This window comes from Streptomyces sp. NPDC005494 (assembly GCF_042872025.1).
GTDB lineage: Bacteria > Actinomycetota > Actinomycetes > Streptomycetales > Streptomycetaceae > Streptomyces.
The window spans coordinates 86,019-104,160 of record NZ_JBIAJR010000014.1; the positions used below are offsets into that span (position 1 = coordinate 86,019).

Below are 18,142 nucleotides of genomic sequence, written 5' to 3' on the forward strand. Positions count from 1 at the left end.
GCCCTCGCCCCACGCCTACGGAACCGGCCACTCCACGTCGCCCGCGAAATTTTCTGCCTCGAACGGCATCGAGGGGGTACACGGCTGGTGCAGACAGCCCGGCGGCAGTCGAACCGGGCCCCGAACGGAAGGAGTTGACGGGAGTGGAACAGCACGACGCACCCACCGCGAACCGACGGGAGTGTCAGCCATGACGACCGTGGTGATCATCGTTGCCGTCGTCCTGGTGGCAGCGCTCGTACTCTTCCTCGTGCGCGGCCGAGGGACCGGCGGTCATGGGCTCCGGCGCCGCTTCGGCCCCGAGTACGACCGCGTGGTGGCCCGTCACGACGGGGACACGAAGGCTGCCGAGCACGAGCTGTCCGAGCGGGTGAAGCTGCACGGCTCCCTGTCGGAGCAGCCCCTGAGCCCGGAGGCCCACGCGGAGTACGCCCGCCGCTGGGCCGAGGTGCGGGAACGGTTCATCGACTCCCCCCGGGACGCGGTCGTCGAGGCCGACGCGCTTCTGGCCCAGCTGGCCCGTGACCGTGGCTTCCCGGACGGCGGCGATTTCGAGGAGCAGACGGCCGCCCTCTCGGTCCACCACGCCGAGCAGGTCGGCGGCTACCGCAAGGTGCACACGGCCGTACGCGGCCAGGGCGGCACTGAGGAGATGCGGAAGGCTCTGCTCGAGTCCCGCGCACTCTTCGACGTACTTCTCGCGGACGCACCGGATGCGCCGGCCCGGACCGGCCGGCACGAGGCGAAAGGCAGTGCATCAGCATGACGGACCACATCGGACGCACGACAGAAGCCGTCTCCGCCGAGAAGCCCCGGCGCACCGGCGACCCGGAGACCCCGCGCGGCACGACCGCCGGGACGACGGCGCCGGAGAGGACTTCCGCGGCTTCTGCGGCGGCAACAGGAACCACGTCCGGCGCCGAGCGGGAGACGAAGCCGAGGGGCGCGGACGTGGACACCACCGGGGTTCCGGCCGCTCCCCGGACGGCCCCCGCCACCCCGCCGGCTCCCGGCGCCCGGACGACTCCCGCCACCACGGCGGCTCCCGCTGCCCGGACGGCTCCCGAGGTCCAGCGGTCCGCGGCTACCGGCTCGCCCCTGGTCCCCAAGGGCGACCAGGAAGAACTGGCCCTCCGCATGCGGCACGCGGTCACCGACTTCGTCGAGAACCCGCGCCGGGCGGTGGAAGAGGCGGAGAGCACGTTCGACGAGATCGTCGCCGGCCTGACCGAGGCACTCGCGGAACGCCGGCGGGCCCTGCGGGCCGAATGGCGCGAGCAGGACACCGAGGCACAGACGGAGGAGCTGCGTGTGGCGCTTCAGCACTACCGCGACATCAGCGAGCAGCTGCTGAAGATCTGAGAGGCACGGCCCCTCGCACGCCGGCCCGGTGCGCAGTCCTGAAGGACTGCGCACCGGGCCGGCTCGCGTCCGGCAGACAGTCAGCACCTCGGAACCGTCAGCCCCTCTGCACCGGCGGCACTCCGCACACTCGGCACGTCTCGACGTCGCGACGCCCTCGGGCCGCTCGCGCCACGGCCTTTCGCCGGGACCTCGGGACGGGATCGCCGGGAACCGTACGGACGCCGGGACGTCAGACCGGCACCGTCAGATCCGCGCGCAGCCGCTCGGCCACCGCAGGAGGCAGGCGCAGGGCCTTGGTGAGGTAGCCGTCGAGCCCTCCCCAGCGCTCGTCCATGGCGTCCAGGGCCGCCTCCAGGTACCGCGGCCGGGCGTCGACGACCGCGGACGCGATGTCCGGGTCCCCGCCCGCGTCGAGGAAGCGCCGCAGCGCAGGCCCGAAGGCCGCGCGCACCGCCCGGTTCACACCGATGAACTCCGCGCGTACGACCTCGCGTGAGGCGCCCGCCGTCATCAGCAGCAGCGCGGCGGCCCATCCCGTACGGCCCTTGCCGGTCGCGCAGTGGAAGAGCAGCGGCCTCGCCCGCGGATCCGCAGCCGTGTCCAGGAAGGCCCGGTAGGCCGCCGCGGCCCCCGGCGAGAGCACCATCTTCCGGTACGTCTGGGCGAACAGCTCCTCGGCCTTGCCCCCGCCGAGCAGGCTCGCTGCCCCGTCCGGGTCACCGAGCAGAGCCTTGATCCGCGCCGGCGCCACGCCCGGGTTGTCGCCGAGGACGTCGGCGACGAAGAGCCGGGCTCCCGGCGGCAGCCGGTCGGGCGCCCACTGGCGCTCGTCGGCGGTCCGCAGGTCGACGACCGTACGGATACCGAGAGCGGCCACCGCCATGTCGTGATCGGCGTCGAAATCGCTCAGCTGGCCTGAACGCAGAAGGATTCCCTGCCTCAGGCGGTGGGTGCGCCCCAGGGCGATGCCGCCCAGATCACGCAGGTTGACGACGGTGGCTGCGGGGACTGCGCGGGCGGTCTGCACGATGAAATGCCTCTTTCCCGACAGACAGAACTGCAGGTCGGAATCAACGTCGCACGGCGTGCGTGCATCGACAAAGGAAACGTGGACCATGGGCCGACGAGGGATCAGTCGGCGAGGATCCTGGTCTTCTGTGCGGCGAACTCCGCCTCGGTGAGCGCACCCTGCTGCCTCAGCGCGGCAAGCCTTTCGAGAAGGGTGATGACGTCGTCGCCGCCGTCCGCCGGGACGCGCTCGTGTGCCAGGAGCCTTCCGCCCGCCTCTTGGACCGCACGGGTGAGAGGGACCGACCACAGGTCCTCCCACACGATCAGCGCCGCGGAGTCCCCCTCCGACAGGCGTTCCAGTGCATCGAGGTCCGTGATCTGCGGCAGGCCGGCTTCTCCGGCCTTCGACGGCTCGAACGAGAGCAGTCCTTCGGGGTCCATCTCGCGCAGGTCCACGCGCTCGAGGGGGCCGGCCGCCGTTCTGCGGGCGAACGTCAGGTCGAGGATGCGTGCCGCCTCCGAGGCGACGGCGTCGGCCAGTACGGGCGCGATCGCGTCGGCGAAGCGGCCCCCGGGAAAGGTGACGACGAGGTACTCCACGGGTCCCACGGCCACGGTGCGTCCTTCCCCTGCGGTGCTGGGTCGAATGCAGCTTAACTTCGGTCATTCAGTGACGCACTGTGAAAAATGATGGCGAACCTCTCCCGAGGCCGGTCAGGAATCGAGAAGCGCGAGCAGACCCCCGCCCGTAGCGTCGATCGCATGGACCTCACGCTTTCGACGTGCTTCATCGCCGTCGACGACCACGACAACAGGGCACTCACCTTCTACCGCGACGTTCTGGGCCTGGAGGTGCGTAACGATGTCGGGTTCGAGGGGATGCGATGGGTGACCGTCGGCGTTCCGTCGCAGCCCGACGTGGAGATCGTCCTCGAACCGCCGCTCGCCGATCCCGGCGCATCGGCCGCCGACCGGGCAGCAGTTGCGGATCTGCTGCGCAAGGGGATGCTGCGCGGTGTCATCTTCCGCACGGACGACTGCGACGCCACCTTCGCGCGCATCAGCGCTGCGGGAGGCGAGGTGCTCCAGGAGCCGGTGGACCAGCCGTACGGCGTCCGAGACTGCGCCTTCCGCGACCCCGCGGGCAACATGCTGCGCTTCAGCCAGCCCCGTTCCTGAGAACGCCCCGTTCCGCACGACCGATCTGGTAGACAAACGACCGTCGCCGCGCACGCGCCGGCGACGCAGCAGGCGACCGCGCGAGCGGCCCGCGTAACAGATGGAGACACGACGAGCATGGCCACGAGGACGAACACGCAGTCGCCCGCGCTGCATGTTGCCGACAGCCACGATCTGATCCGCGTGCACGGCGCGCGTGTGAACAATCTGAAGGACGTCAGCGTAGAGATCCCGAAGCGCAGGCTGACGGTGTTCACCGGCGTCTCGGGTTCGGGCAAGAGTTCACTGGTCTTCAGCACCATCGCCGCGGAGTCGCAGCGGATGATCAACGAGACCTACAGCGCCTTCGTGCAGGGCTTCATGCCGACGCTCGCCCGCCCCGAGGTCGACGTACTCGAAGGCCTGACGACAGCGATCATCGTCGACCAGCAGCGGCTGGGTGCGGACCCCCGGTCGACCGTGGGCACGGTCACCGACGCCAACGCGATGCTGCGCATCCTCTTCAGCCGGCTGGGCGCGCCGCACATCGGCCCGCCCGGCGCGTACGCCTTCAACGTCCCCTCGGTGCGCGCCAGCGGGGCGATCACCGTCGAGCGGGGCAACAAGAAGACGGTGAAGGCGACCTTCAACCGCACCGGCGGCATGTGCGGGCGGTGCGAGGGACGCGGCTCGGTCTCCGACATCGACCTCACCCAGCTCTACGACGACTCGAAGTCGATCTCCGAGGGCGCCTTCACCATCCCCGGCTGGAAGTCGGACAGCTTCTGGACCGTGCGGCTCTACGCCGAGTCGGGCTTCCTCGACCCGGACAAGCCGATCAGCAAGTTCACCAAGAAGGAGATGCAGGACTTCCTCCACCACGAGCCGGTCAAGGTGAAGGTCGAGGGCGTCAACCTCACGTACGAAGGACTGATCCCCAAGATCCAGAAGTCGTTCCTGTCCAAGGACAAGGACGCGATGCAGCCGCACATCCGGGCGTTCGTCGAGCGGGCGGTCACCTTCACCTCCTGCCCCGAGTGCGAGGGCACCCGGCTCAGCGAGGAGGCGAGGTCCTCGAAGATCGGCGGCGTCAGCATCGCCGACGCGTGCGCGATGCAGATCAGCGACCTCGCCGAATGGGTCCGGGGACTCGACGAGCCGACGGTCGCGCCACTGCTCACCGCGCTGGGGCAGACCCTCGACTCGTTCGTCGAGATCGGCCTCGGCTATCTCGCGCTCGACCGCCCCTCGGGCACCCTGTCCGGCGGCGAGGCGCAGCGCGTCAAGATGATCCGGCACCTGGGCTCCTCGCTCACCGATGTCACCTATGTCTTCGACGAGCCCACCATCGGCCTGCACCCCCATGACATCCAGCGGATGAACGACCTGCTGCTGCGGCTCCGGGACAAGGGCAACACGGTGCTCGTCGTGGAGCACAAGCCGGAGACGATCGCGATCGCCGACCACGTCGTCGATCTCGGCCCGGCGGCGGGTACGGCGGGGGGCACCGTCTGTTTCGAGGGCACGGTCGAGGGGCTACGGGCGGGAGGCACCGTCACCGGCCGCCACTTCGACGACCGGGCCGCGCTCAAGGAGACCGTACGCAAGCCCACCGGCACCCTGGAGATCCGCGGCGCGACGGCACACAACCTGCGGAACGTCGACGTCGACATCCCCCTCGGGGTCCTGGCCGTCGTCACCGGTGTCGCCGGGTCCGGCAAGAGCTCGCTCGTGCACGGGTCGATCCCGGCGGGCGAGAACGTCGTCTCGGTCGACCAGGGTGCGATCCGGGGCTCGCGGCGGAGCAACCCGGCCACCTACACCGGGCTGCTGGACCCGATCCGCAAGGCGTTCGCGAAGGCCAACGGCGTGAAGCCCGCGCTGTTCAGCGCCAACTCCGAGGGCGCCTGCCCCACGTGCAACGGCGCGGGAGTCGTCTACACCGACCTGGGAATGATGGCCGGCGTCTCCACGACCTGCGACGACTGCGAAGGGAAGCGGTTCCAGCCCGCGGTGCTGGAGTACCGCCTCGGCGGGCGCGACATCAGCGAGGTGCTCGCGATGCCGGTGACCGAGGCCGAGGAGTTCTTCGGTACCGGCGAGGCGGCGACGCCCGCCGCGCACCGTATTCTCGGCCGGCTCGTGGACGTCGGGCTCGGCTACCTGAGCCTCGGCCAGCCGCTCACCACGTTGTCCGGAGGCGAGCGCCAGCGACTGAAGCTGGCCACGCACATGGCGGAGAAGGGCGGCGTGTACGTCCTGGACGAGCCCACCGCCGGCCTCCACCTCGCCGATGTCGAGCAGTTGCTCGGTCTGCTGGACCGGCTCGTCGACTCCGGCAAGTCGGTCATCGTGGTCGAACACCACCAGGCGGTCATGGCGCACGCCGACTGGATCATCGACCTCGGTCCGGGGGCCGGTCACGACGGCGGCACGATCGTCTTCGAGGGGACGCCCGCCGATCTCGTCGCGGCCCGCTCCACCCTCACCGGAAAGCACCTCGCGGACTACGTCGGCGCCTGAACGGCGACGTCTCGCCAACGCCCCTGCTTCGCAGGGGCGTTGGCGTCGCGTCTCCCCCGGGCGGATGAGGGGCAAGGCCGCTTCAAGCAGAGATTCCCGCACAATTCGGAGAGTGCAAGGTCACAGCCTGTGGCTCTGCTGCTCGTCCGAGCGCTGACCTAGCATCTGAGCATGACGGTCCTGCCTGCTGACGGGCTCTCTCTGGCCGCCGAGTTCCCCGACCCCTCCCACGACCAGTGGCAGAGCCTTGTCGAAGGCGTACTGCGCAGGTCCGGCAGGGAAGTCACGGGCTCGGCCGCCGAGGAAGCGCTGTCCACCGCGCTCGGGGACGGGCTCACCGCCCGCCCTCTGTACACCTCCACCGACGTGTCGGTGGACCCAGGCCTGCCCGGCTTCGCGCCCTTCACCCGGGGCAGCACGGCGGCGGGGAACACCACGGACGGCTGGGACGTGCGCCAGCGTCACGCCCTCACGGATCCCGCGCGCCTGAACGAGGCTCTGCTCGGCGATCTGGAGAACGGCGTCACCTCGCTGTGGCTGGTGGTGGGCGGTCCCGGTGGTGTGCCGGTCTCCGGCCTCGCCCGCGCGCTGGAGGGCGTCCACCTCGATCTCGCACCCGTGGTGCTCGACGCGGGTGCCGATGCCGGGCCGGCCGCACGGGAGTTGCTCGCGCTCTGCGAGGCGCGGGGCCTCGCCAAGGGGTCCGTGCGGGGCAGCCTCGGCGTCGATCCCTTCGGCCACGCCGCGCGCAGCGGCGCGGAGCCGGACCTGACCGAAGCCGTGCACTGGGCACGGCTCTGCTCCGGCGAGTATCCCGGACTGCGGGCACTTGCCGTGGACGCCCTGCCGTACCACGAGGCGGGCGGTTCGGCGGCCGAGGAGCTCGGGCTCTCGCTGGCCACGGGCGTCGCCTGTCTCCGTGCGCTGACGGCGGCCGGGCTCTCCGTCGAGGAGGCGTGCGGACAGCTGGAGTTCCGTTACGCGGCCACGGCCGACCAGTTCCTGACCATCGCGAAGCTGCGCGCGGCCCGGCGCCTGTGGGCCCGTGTCGCCGAGGTCTGCGGGGCCCCGGACGCCGGCGCGCAGCGGCAGCACGCCGTGACGTCGTCCGTGATGATGACCCGCCGTGATCCCTGGGTGAACATGCTGCGGACGACGCTTGCCTGCCTGGGCGCGGGCGTCGGCGGCGCCGAGTCCGTCACCGTGCTGCCGTTCGATCACGCGCTGGGCCTGCCGGACGCCTTTGCCCGGCGGATCGCCCGTAACACTTCGACGATCCTCATCGAGGAATCGCATCTCGCCCGGGTGACCGACCCGGCGGGCGGCTCCTGGTACGTGGAGCGGCTGACCGAAGAACTCGCCGCCGCGGCCTGGTCGTTCTTCCAGGAGGTCGAGCGGGCGGGCGGTCAGGCCGCAGCTCTGCGCTCGGGAATGGTGAGGGAGCGGATCGCGGCCACCTGGGCGGCGCGGAGCAGGGATCTGGCACGGCGCAAGGAGCCTGTCACCGGCGTCAGCGAATTCCCGGCCCTCGCGGAGCGGCCCGTCGAGCGTGAGCCCGCGCCCTCCGCCTCCTGGGACGGCGGGCTGCCCCGGGTCCGGCGCGACGAGGCGTTCGAGGCGCTACGCGCCCGCTCGGACCGGCATCTGGCGGCCACGGGCAGCCGTCCCCGCGTCTTCCTCGCCGCACTGGGACCGGCTTCGGCGCATACGGCGCGGGCCTCGTTCGCCGCGAACCTCTTCCTGTCGGGCGGCATCGAGCCGGTCCAGGCACCCGTTTCGGTCGACGCCTCGACCGCCGCCTCCGCCTTCGCGGCGAGCGGCGCCACGATCGCCTGCCTGTGCTCGGCGGACGCGCTCTACGCCGAACAGGCGGAAGGTGTCACGGCCGCCCTCCGGGCTGCGGGCGCCGAGCAGGTGTTCCTGGCGGGACGGCCGGACGCGTTCGCCGGGGCCGACGTCCATGTGTTCGCCGGCTGCGATGTGGTCGCCGTCCTGTCCTCCGTACTCGACCGCATGGGAGTGGCGTGATGCAGACCCCTGAGATCACCGGGCCCTCGGAGGCCCCCGCGCCCGTGGTTCCGGACTTCTCCGACGTGGCACTGACCGGGGCGGCGCCCGCCGAGGTGTCCGAGGACCGGTGGCAGGCCGCGGTGAAGGATTCGGCGGGCCGCCCCGAGGAGGAACTGCTCTGGGAGACCCCGGAGGGCATCGGCGTCAAGCCGCTGTACACCGGCCGGGATCTGGAAGGCCTCGACTTCCTCGGTACCTACCCGGGGATCGCGCCGTACCTGCGCGGCCCGTACCCGACGATGTACGTCAACCAGCCCTGGACGATCCGTCAGTACGCCGGGTTCTCCACGGCCGAGGAGTCGAACGCCTTCTACCGGCGCAACCTGGCGGCGGGGCAGAAGGGTCTGTCGGTCGCGTTCGACCTGCCGACGCACCGGGGTTACGACAGTGATCACCCCCGGGTGACCGGTGACGTCGGGATGGCGGGTGTGGCCATCGACTCCATCTACGACATGCGGCAGCTCTTCGACGGCATCCCGCTGGACCGGATGTCGGTGTCAATGACGATGAACGGCGCGGTCCTGCCCGTGCTCGCGTTGTACATCGTCGCCGCGGAGGAGCAGGGCGTCGCGCCCGAGAAGCTGGCCGGGACCATCCAGAACGACATCCTCAAGGAGTTCATGGTCCGCAACACCTACATCTATCCGCCCGGCCCTTCGATGCGGATCATCTCCGACATCTTCGCGTTCACCTCGCAGAAGATGCCGCGCTACAACTCGATCTCGATCTCCGGCTACCACATCCAGGAGGCCGGAGCCACGGCCGATCTGGAGCTGGCGTACACGCTGGCCGACGGGGTGGAGTATCTCCGGGCCGGACAGGCCGCCGGCCTGGACGTGGACGCCTTCGCCCCGCGGCTCTCGTTCTTCTGGGCGATCGGCATGAACTTCTTCATGGAGATCGCGAAGCTGCGCGCGGCGCGGCTGCTGTGGGCGAAGCTGGTGAAGGAGTTCGGACCGAAGAACTCCAAGTCGCTCTCGCTGCGCACCCATTCGCAGACATCGGGCTGGTCTCTGACCGCGCAGGACGTGTTCAACAACGTGACGCGCACCTGTGTCGAGGCGATGGCCGCCACCCAGGGCCACACCCAGTCGTTGCACACCAACGCGCTCGACGAGGCGCTCGCCCTGCCGACGGACTTCTCAGCGCGCATCGCCCGCAACACCCAGCTCCTGCTCCAGCAGGAGTCCGGCACCTGCCGGGTCATCGACCCGTGGGGCGGCAGTGCGTACGTCGAGAAGCTGACGCACGACCTGGCGCAGCGGGCCTGGCAGCACATCGAGGAGGTCGAGGCGGCCGGCGGCATGGCCAAGGCCATCGACGCGGGCATCCCGAAGCTCCGCATCGAGGAGGCCGCGGCCCGTACGCAGGCACGGATCGACGGGGGACGCCAGCCCGTCATCGGTGTGAACAAGTACCGCGTGGAGACCGACGAGAAGATCGACGTGCTCAAGGTCGACAACTCCTCGGTGCGCGCCCAGCAGGTCGAGAAACTGCGCCGGCTGCGCGAGGAGCGCGACGAGGAGGCCTGCCAGGCGGCGCTCCGCGCGCTGACCGAGGCGGCGGGGCGGGATCCCGGCCCGGGTCTCGAAGGCAACCTCCTGGCGCTGGCGGTCGACGCGGCCCGGGCGATGGCCACGGTCGGCGAGATCTCGGACGCGCTGGAGAAGGTGTACGGGAGGCACGCGGGCCAGATCCGTACGATCTCCGGGGTGTACCGCAAAGAGGCAGGAGAGTCCCCGTCCGTGGACCGCACCCGCGCGCTCGTCGACGGCTTCGAGGAGGCGGAGGGGCGGCGCCCGCGCATCCTCGTCGCGAAGATGGGCCAGGACGGCCACGACCGCGGCCAGAAGGTCATCGCGACGGCTTTCGCCGACCTGGGCTTCGACGTCGACGTCGGCCCGCTCTTCCAGACGCCGGGCGAGGTGGCCCGGCAGGCGGTCGAGGCGGACGTGCACATCGTGGGCGTCTCGTCGCTGGCCGCCGGTCACCTCACGCTCGTACCGGCGCTGCGTGAGGAACTGGCCGCCGAGGGGCGCGAGGACATCATGATCGTGGTGGGCGGGGTGATCCCGCCGCAGGACGTCGAGGCACTGCACGAGGCGGGGGCCGCCGCGGTGTTCCCGCCCGGCACGGTCATCCCGGACGCCGCCCACGACCTGGTCACGCGGCTCGGTGCCGCGCTCGGCCACGAACTGTGAGCCGCTGACGGATGGCGCGGAACATCGACATCGACGCGTACGCCAAGGGCGTGCTCGACGGGAAGCGGGCCTTCGTGGCCCGCGCGATCACCCTTGTCGAGTCGGTCCGCCCCGACCACCGGGTGCTGGCGCAGCGGTTGCTGAGCGAGTTGCTGCCCCGTTCGGGGCGGGCCAGGCGGATCGGGATCAGCGGGGTGCCGGGCGTGGGGAAGTCCACGTTCATCGACGCGCTCGGCACACTGCTGACCGGGCTCGGACACCGGGTCGCGGTGCTGGCCGTGGATCCGTCGTCCAGCCGTACGGGCGGTTCCATCCTGGGTGACAAGACCCGGATGGAGCGGCTCGCGGTGGACCCGCGGGCGTTCGTGCGCCCCTCCCCCACGGCGGGGACGCTCGGCGGGGTCGCCAAGGCCACCCGGGAATCCATCGTGGTCATGGAGGCGGCGGGCTATGACGTCGTGCTCGTGGAGACGGTCGGCGTCGGGCAGTCGGAGACCACGGTCGCCGGCATGGTCGACACCTTCCTGCTGCTCACCCTGGCCCGCACCGGTGATCAGTTGCAGGGCATCAAGAAGGGCGTGCTGGAGCTCGCCGACGTCATCGCGGTCAACAAGGCCGACGGCCCGCACGAACGCGATGCCCGCTCCGCGGCGCGCGAGCTGGCGGGGGCGCTGCGGCTGATGCACCCGGCGGACGCGGCCTGGACTCCCCCGGTCCTCACGTGCAGCGCCAGGGAGTCGACCGGTCTGGACACCCTGTGGGAAAGGCTGGAACAGCACCGTACGCTCCTGGAGTCGACCGGGAGGCTGACGGCCGGACGCCGGGAGCAGCAGGTGGAGTGGACCTGGGCGATGGTCCGCGACGAGCTGCTGGACAGCCTCCGCACCCACCCCGTGGTGCGCACGCTCACTCCGGAGCTCGAACGGCGCGTAAGGGGTGGGGAGTTGACGGCGACTCTGGCGGCCGAGCAGATTCTCGAGGCATTTCGCGGGGGCTCGGCGGGGCCGGACGGCGAGCGCTCGGCGGAGCCGGACGGCGGGGGCTCGGCGGGGCCGGACGGCCGCTGACCCTCGCAGGGACCCGGAAGGACTTCTGCCGCTGACCCTCGCAGGACCCTGAAGTGCTTCCGCACGCCTTCCGAAGGGCTTCCCCTTGCTGCGCGCCGGCGGGGAAGCCCTTCGTCGCGCTCCTGGACCCTGCCGGGCCTCTCTCAGCCGGAACTCTTTCCCTGCCGGATCGATCGTGCTATGGTCCGGTCAGCACACGTGAACGCCCGTACCGCACAGGGCGCCGGTGCTTCTCCTCAGCTGTCGGCCGGTCTTCTGATGACCGGCGATCCAGCTTCCCGCACCACCTCTTCCGTCCGGTCCGGGCTTCTTCAGCCCGTCGCACGAGGCGTGATCGCGCCGCCTCACCTTCGCCGGACCTCTCCTCACCATGTCCGCGTGTCCGCGAAAGGACCCACCATGACCAGCACACTCGAACGCCCCGTGATCCCGCAGAACCAGCCCGTCCGCGCCACCGGTGTCCTCGACACCACGAGCGGCGGACATGGCGTGCTGCGGACCGACGGCGGCCTGCCGTCCCCCCGCGACATCCGCGTGGCGCCCTCACTGATCCGGCAGCACGGCCTGCGCAAGGGCGATGTCGTCGAAGGCGTCTGTGAGCGTCCTCGGGCGCTGTCCCTCGTCGAGTCGGTCAACGGGCGCCCGGCGCACGAGCTGCGGGCCCGGCCGCACTTCCGGGATCTCACCCCGCTGCACCCCCGGGAACGGCTGCGCCTGGAGACGCCGGGCGGCGGCCCCGCGCCGCGCCTCATCGACCTCGTGTCGCCGGTGGGCAAGGGTCAGCGCGGCCTGATCGTGGCACCCCCGAAGACGGGGAAGACCGTCCTGCTCCAGCAGATCGCCGCAGCGGTCGCCACCAACCACCCCGAGTGCCACCTGATGGTGGTCCTCCTGGACGAGCGGCCCGAGGAAGTCACCGACATGCGCCGTTCCGTGCGGGGCGAGGTGTACTCCTCCACGTTCGACCGGCCCGCCGAGGAACACATCGCGCTCGCGGATCTGGCCGTGGAACGGGCCAGACGTCTGGTCGAGCAGGGCCGGGACGTCGTGGTCCTGCTGGACTCCCTCACCCGGCTGTGCCGCGCGTACAACACCAGCGCCGGGCCCGGCGGGCGCACCCTGAGCGGTGGCGTGGACGCCTCGGCGCTCGCCGGGCCCAAGAAGCTGTTCGGGGCCGCCCGGGCGGCCGAGGAGGGCGGTTCGCTCACCATGCTGGCGACCGTGCTGGTGGACACCGGCTCGCGCGCCGACGACTACTTCTTCGAGGAGCTCAAGAGCACCGGCAACATGGAGCTCCGCCTCGACCGGGCGCTGGCGGACCGGCGCGTGTTCCCCGCGGTCGACATCGCCCCGTCCGGCACCCGCCGCGAGGAACTCCTGCTGCCCGCGACGGAACTGGCCGCCGTACGGGGGCTGCGGCGGGCCCTGCGGTCGCGGGACGGGCAGGGTGCGCTCGAAGCGCTGCTGGACCGGATCAGCACGACCCCGGACAACGCCGCCTTCCTCCGGCAGGTGAGGCGGACCGTCCCGGACGCGTGACGGGTTATCCGGCCGCACAGGCTGGCCCCGGCCACCGGCGAGGGGGCAACCGATGGACGCGGAAACGCTGTTGGCGAGCCGCTTCGAGTCGCACCGGGGCCGGCTGCGGGCGATCGCCCACCGCGAGGCGGCACGGCCGGCTCTGGTCGACGGAGTCCCCGGAGGCGTGTGGGCGCCCGGTGGCCGCCCGAGGGCCGTCATCACTTTCATCTCCGGCGCCGCGACGATCGTGGCACTCGACATGCCGGCCGACCGGGAGACCATCGCCGCTCTCGACCTGCAGATCTCTGACGCCGTGGCGCGGCGGGCCCCTGGGCTCCGGGGCCCGCCGCGCCACGCGGTCAGCCCGCGTCGCCCAGCGCGTCGGAGACCAGCGCGCGGGCCTCGTCCTGGACCCTGGCCAGGTGTTCGGGGCCCTGGAAGCTCTCGGCGTACACCTTGTAGACGTCCTCCGTGCCGGAGGGCCTGGCCGCGAACCACGCGCTCTCGGTGCAGACCTTGAGGCCTCCGACGGCCGCGCCGTTGCCCGGCGCCTGGGTGAGCACGGCGGTGATCGGTTCACCGGCCAGGGTGTCGGCGGTGACCTGCTCCGGGGAGAGCCGGGCCAGGACCGCCTTCTGTTCGCGGCCGGCGGGCGCGTCGACCCGGGCGTAGGCGGGATCGCCGAAGCGTGCGGTGAGTTCGGCGTAGTGCTGGGAAGGCGTGGAGCCGGTGACGGCGGTGATCTCGGAGGCCAGGAGGGCGAGCAGGATGCCGTCCTTGTCCGTGGTCCACACCCGGCCGTCGCGGCGCAGGAAGGAGGCCCCGGCGGACTCCTCGCCACCGAAGCCCAGGGTTCCGCCGAACAGCCCGTCGACGAACCACTTGAATCCGACCGGGACCTCGACCAGTTGCCGTCCGAGGTCCGCCGCCACCCGGTCGATCATGGACGAGGAGACCAGGGTCTTGCCGATGCCCGTGCCGGCGGGCCAGTTCTCCCGGTGGGAGTAGAGATAGCGGATGGCGACGGCCAGATAGTGGTTGGGGTTCATCAGCCCGCCGTCGGGCGTGACGATGCCGTGCCGGTCGGCGTCGGCGTCGTTGCCGGTGGCGATGGTGTAGGCGTCGCGCTGCTCGATCAGGGAGGCCATGGCGTACGGCGACGAGCAGTCCATCCGGATCTTGCCGTCCCAGTCCAGCGTCATGAACCGCCAGGTGGGGTCGGCGAGAGGATTGACCACGGTGAGGTCGAGCCGGTGGCGTTCGGCGATCCGCCCCCAGTAGGCGACCGACGCGCCGCCGAGGGGGTCCGCTCCGATCCGGATCCCGGCATCACGTACGGCGTCCAGGTCGAGGACGGCAGGGAGGTCGTCGACGTAGGCGGTCAGGAAGTCGTGGCGCCCGGTGGTGTCGGCTGCCAGCGCGCGGGCGTACGGGATCCGGCGGACCTCCTTGAGTCCGCCCTCGATGAGGGCGTTGGCCCGGTCCTGGATCCAGGAGGTGGCGTCCGATCCGGCCGGGCCTCCGTGCGGCGGGTTGTACTTGAAGCCCCCGTCGGCGGGCGGGTTGTGCGAGGGCGTGACCACGATGCCGTCGGCGAGCGCGTCCGTGCGGTCCCGGTTGTACGTCAGGATCGCGTGGGAGACGGCGGGGGTGGGGGTGTATCCGTCGTTCGAATCGATCAGGACGGTGGCACCGTTGGCGGCCAGCACCTCGACGGCTGTGATCCGTGCGGGTTCGGACAGCGCGTGGGTGTCGGCACCGAGGAAGAGCGGTCCGTCGGTGCCCTGACGCGTGCGGTAGTCGCAGATGGCCTGGGTCGTGGCGGCGATGTGGTCCTCGTTGAAGGCCGCCGCGAGGGCGGAGCCGCGGTGGCCCGAGGTGCCGAAGGCCACGCGCTGGTCCGGCTCGGCCGGGTCGGGGTGAACCGTGTAATAGGCCGTCACCAGCCGTGCCACGTCCACCAGGTCTCCGGGCTGCGCGGGCTGACCGGCCCGTTCGTGAACCATCGCTTCTCCTCTGTCCTCATCGGCCTTTCGCGGACCGCCACGGGGCGGACGATCATCACGAGTTGTACCCCGATACTGCCTCGTCGGCCGCACTCCCGGGCACGGGGACGGAACCAGCAGTACATCCGGAGCACCATGGAGCCCAGGCCGTAACGGCAGGATTGGCCGGTTCGCGCGGAAGGCGCGACGAGGAGCGGCAGGGTCGCGAATGCCGGACACGGACGAGGGAAATCGCCGGACGACGGAATTCCGGGGATCAACTCGACGGGAATTGACACCCCTTACCGTGCGCCCCGTTCCCGAGTTCCCGGTAGCGATGCGGGAGGCATACGGCACTGCCATCATGCGCCACCGCCGGGTGCAAATGCGGTCACCGTGGGTTGACACGCCGCAGCATTCGGGAGCCGGTGACGGAAGGCCCCCTCACGGGCAATCCGAGCGGACACGCGCGCGAGTCGTACGTGTTTTCCCACCCATGGTCTGTCACAGTGCGTTTCGGTTTCACCCACTTGAACTCCGCCGCCATATTCCTTACCGCCGGTGTTTACCGAACCGGTTCCTCGGGGGCATGTGAAAGCGAGCCGTGTGTGCTGCAGAAGAGTTGTTCCGAGGAAAACCGGCTGACGGTCCTTCACCTGGTCCAGCCTGTGGAGGGCGGCGTCGCCCGGGTCGTCACCGACCTCGTCGCGGCTCAGGTCCGGGCAGGGCTGCGCCCCGTCGTGGCCTGCCCGGCGGGGGGACCGCTGGCGGACGGGGCCGCCACCGCCGGGGCCCGCGTCCGCGTATGGCCGGCGGAGCGCGCTCCAGGCCCCGGGCTGGTGCGGGAGGTCGCCACGGCGAGCCGTCTGATCCGTGCCTGCGCCCCCGACGTGGTCCACGCCCACAGCTCGAAGGCGGGTCTCGCCGGCCGGCTGGCCGTACGCGGCCGGGTTCCGACCGTGTTCCAGCCGCACGCCTGGTCGTTCGAGGCCCTGGAGGGCAGGGCAGCCGGACGCGCGAGGGCGTGGGAGCGGCTCGCGGCACGCTGGAGCGACCGCATCCTCTGCGTCAGCGAGTCGGAGCGTCGCGCCGGGCTGCTCGCGGGCATCACCGCGCGCTGGTCGGTGATCCACAACGGGATCGACCTCACCCGCTTCCGGCCTGCCGGCGCGGAGGCCTCGGTGGCGGCCCGTGCCGCGCTCCCGCTGCTCGGCGATGTCCCCGCGGACGCGCCCCTGGTCGTGTGCGTCGGACGGCTGAGCCGGCAGAAGGGCCAGGACGTCCTGCTGCGCGCATGGCGGTCGGCCTCCGTGTCCGGGGCCCGGCTCGTACTCGTCGGCGACGGACCGTACGCGGAGCGGCTGCGGCGTGACGCACCGCCCGGCGTGCTGTTCGCCGGGGCGAGCGCGGATGTGCGGACGTGGATCCATGCGGCGGATCTGCTGGTGCTGCCCTCCCGCTGGGAGGGCATGGCGCTGGCTCCCCTGGAAGCCATGGCCTGTGGCGTTCCCGTACTGCTCTCCGACGTGAACGGAGCGAGGGAGAGCCTGCCCCCCGGGCACGCGGCCCACTGTCTCGTGCCGCCGGAGGACCCCCCGGCTCTCGCGGCCGCACTCACCGCCCTGCTGACCGATCCGGCGCTGCGGACCGAGCTGGGTCGCACGGCACAGAGGCGCACCCGCTCGGTCTTCGACGTGACGAAGACGGCCGGAGCGGTCCTGGGCCTCTACGAGGAAGTTGTCGGCCAGTCCCGCACCATGACGAGGAAGCGCACCGAGCGATGACCACGGAGAGTGCACCTGTCCCCCGAGCCGCCCAGGCGACCGCCGTGCGGCGCGCGGCGTACGCGATCCGCCCGCCGCGCAACGGAAGCGGCGGGCCGTCGGCCCCGGCCCTGGCGGGCCGCAGGCGCCGGGCCGCTCCGGCCGCCCTCGTGGCCGGCGACTGCCTGGCGCTCGGGCTGGCAGTGGCGCTGGCCGCCCCGTGGCCCTGGCCCCCGGTCGTGCTCCTCCTCCAGGGCGTGGCCCAGCTCCTCCTGAACGCCTACCGGGGCCTGTACAGGACCGGGCTGTCCCCGTCCGTCCTGGCCGAGCTGCCCGCACTGTCCGGTCTCGCCCTGGTGCAGTGGTACACCACCGCCGAGGTGATGGCGGTGTACGGTTCCCGGCACGTGCCGGGCTGGGCGGCTCTGGGCTGCGCGGCCCTCGCCCAGACGCTGCTGAGCTGCGCGCTGCGCGCCCTCGTGCACCGGGCCCGGATCCGGTCGGCCGCCCGCGATCCGCAGTCCACGCTGATCGTGGGTGACGGGCCGGCGGCCGACCGGATCAGTTCCGTGCTGCAGGAGCATCCGCGCTACGGGATGCGGCCGGTCGGCCGGGTGGGCTCCCGCCCCGACGACGACTCCCCGCTGCCCGTCCTCACGTCGGTGCAGGACGCCGGCCGTGCGGTGATCCAGAACTCGGTGCGGCACGTGGTCTTCACGGTCGCGCCCGAGACCGCGCCGGACGGAGAGGAGCTCTTCGCGCTGTTCGCCCGGCACGGCTGCCGGGTGTGGCTGATCACCGATCAGCGGACGGCCGCACGGTTCAGGAGCACCGCCCGGCCCGACCATGTGTGGGGTTTCGCCGTCCACGCGCTGCACACCGGACCGCACCGGCCGGTGGGATTCCGGGTGAAGCGGGCCATGGACGCCACGCTGGCGGCGATCGCCCTGGTCCTCGCCGCTCCGGTGATGGCCACGTGCGCCCTCGCCGTACGCCTGTGCGACGGCCCCGGCGCCCTCTTCCGGCAGGAGCGCATCGGCCGGGACGGACGGCCTTTCGTCCTGCTGAAGTTCCGCACCCTGCGGCCGGCGGACGCGCACGAGTCGGCCACCCGGTGGAACGTGTCCGCGGACGGGCGCATGAGCCGCGTCGGCAGGATGCTGCGCAGGACGTCGCTCGACGAACTGCCCCAGTTGTGGAACGTGGTGCGCGGTGACATGAGCCTTGTCGGGCCCCGCCCCGAGCGTCCCTATTTCGTCGAGCAGTTCAGCCGCGCGTATCCCGGCTACCGGGCCCGGCACCGGATGCCGGTGGGCATCACAGGGCTCGCGCAGGTGCACGGTCTGCGCGGCGACACCTCGATCGAGGACCGGGCGCGCTTCGACAACAGGTACATCGAGACATGGTCGCTGTGGCAGGACATGTGCGTGCTCGCTCGCACGGCCGGCTCGGTGTTCCGGCTGGGGGGCAGCTGAACC

The 18,142-nt window shown here is 71.5% G+C and carries 13 protein-coding genes; 10 read left to right on the forward strand and 3 right to left on the reverse strand.

Translation table 11 applies throughout. From position 1 onward, the window contains the following. Nucleotides 1–190 precede the first annotated feature (190 nt). Nucleotides 191–766, forward strand: a complete 576-nt coding sequence (locus tag ACFYQ6_RS31990) for a hypothetical protein (protein ID WP_361582108.1) — start codon at nucleotides 191–193, stop codon at nucleotides 764–766. Then, nucleotides 763–1,362 carry a hypothetical protein gene (locus ACFYQ6_RS31995; protein ID WP_361582111.1) on the forward strand — a complete coding sequence of 200 codons (600 nt, stop codon included), beginning with the start codon at nucleotides 763–765 and terminating at the stop codon, nucleotides 1,360–1,362. The genes ACFYQ6_RS31990 and ACFYQ6_RS31995 overlap by 4 nt, the downstream gene beginning before the upstream one ends. 232 nt (nucleotides 1,363–1,594) lie before the next feature. On the opposite strand, the gene ACFYQ6_RS32000 is transcribed toward ACFYQ6_RS31995, so the two are convergent. Beyond that, complete coding sequence (locus tag ACFYQ6_RS32000) at nucleotides 1,595–2,392, reverse strand: tyrosine-protein phosphatase (protein ID WP_361582114.1); 798 nt, start codon at nucleotides 2,390–2,392, stop codon at nucleotides 1,595–1,597. 104 nt (nucleotides 2,393–2,496) lie between these two features. Beyond that, nucleotides 2,497–2,991, reverse strand: coding sequence for a DUF6325 family protein (locus ACFYQ6_RS32005; RefSeq protein WP_361582117.1), 495 nt, complete (start codon nucleotides 2,989–2,991; stop codon nucleotides 2,497–2,499). A gap of 147 nt (nucleotides 2,992–3,138) precedes the next feature. Between ACFYQ6_RS32005 and ACFYQ6_RS32010 the strand changes: the two genes are divergently transcribed. The 6 genes from ACFYQ6_RS32010 to rho all read left to right on the forward strand — a co-directional run bounded on the left by ACFYQ6_RS32010 (nucleotide 3,139) and on the right by rho (nucleotide 12,934). After that, nucleotides 3,139–3,555, forward strand: a complete 417-nt coding sequence (locus ACFYQ6_RS32010; protein ID WP_361582120.1) for a VOC family protein — start codon at nucleotides 3,139–3,141, stop codon at nucleotides 3,553–3,555. Nucleotides 3,556–3,672: 117 nt separating this feature from the next. Then, entirely contained in the window at nucleotides 3,673–6,057 is a 2,385-nt protein-coding gene (locus tag ACFYQ6_RS32015; RefSeq protein ID WP_388766345.1) for an ATP-binding cassette domain-containing protein, read from the forward strand. Between the two features lie 171 nt (nucleotides 6,058–6,228). After that, a complete protein-coding gene (gene mutA / locus ACFYQ6_RS32020; protein WP_361582126.1) occupies nucleotides 6,229–8,085 on the forward strand; it encodes a methylmalonyl-CoA mutase small subunit in 1,857 nt (618 codons plus the stop codon). Continuing rightward, entirely contained in the window at nucleotides 8,085–10,328 is a 2,244-nt protein-coding gene (gene scpA / locus ACFYQ6_RS32025) for a methylmalonyl-CoA mutase (RefSeq protein ID WP_361582129.1), read from the forward strand. Before mutA ends, scpA begins: the two co-directional genes overlap by 1 nt. A gap of 11 nt (nucleotides 10,329–10,339) precedes the next feature. After that, nucleotides 10,340–11,395, forward strand: a complete 1,056-nt coding sequence (gene meaB / locus ACFYQ6_RS32030; protein WP_361582132.1) for a methylmalonyl Co-A mutase-associated GTPase MeaB — start codon at nucleotides 10,340–10,342, stop codon at nucleotides 11,393–11,395. 399 nt (nucleotides 11,396–11,794) lie between these two features. Then, nucleotides 11,795–12,934: a transcription termination factor Rho gene (gene rho / locus ACFYQ6_RS32035; RefSeq protein ID WP_388766349.1), complete on the forward strand. Its 1,140-nt coding sequence runs from the start codon at nucleotides 11,795–11,797 to the stop codon at nucleotides 12,932–12,934. A gap of 341 nt (nucleotides 12,935–13,275) precedes the next feature. Here rho and pgm read toward each other — a convergent pair whose 3' ends face one another. Beyond that, nucleotides 13,276–14,922, reverse strand: coding sequence for a phosphoglucomutase (alpha-D-glucose-1,6-bisphosphate-dependent) (pgm, locus tag ACFYQ6_RS32040; RefSeq protein WP_361582138.1), 1,647 nt, complete (start codon nucleotides 14,920–14,922; stop codon nucleotides 13,276–13,278). Between the two features lie 587 nt (nucleotides 14,923–15,509). On the opposite strand from pgm, the gene ACFYQ6_RS32045 reads away from it, so the two are divergent. Together ACFYQ6_RS32045 and ACFYQ6_RS32050 are read left to right on the forward strand one after the other, a co-directional pair. Continuing rightward, nucleotides 15,510–16,685, forward strand: a complete 1,176-nt coding sequence (locus ACFYQ6_RS32045; RefSeq protein ID WP_361582141.1) for a glycosyltransferase family 4 protein — start codon at nucleotides 15,510–15,512, stop codon at nucleotides 16,683–16,685. Beyond that, complete coding sequence (locus ACFYQ6_RS32050) at nucleotides 16,682–18,139, forward strand: sugar transferase (protein WP_388766351.1); 1,458 nt, start codon at nucleotides 16,682–16,684, stop codon at nucleotides 18,137–18,139. The genes ACFYQ6_RS32045 and ACFYQ6_RS32050 overlap by 4 nt, the downstream gene beginning before the upstream one ends. Nucleotides 18,140–18,142 lie beyond the last annotated feature (3 nt).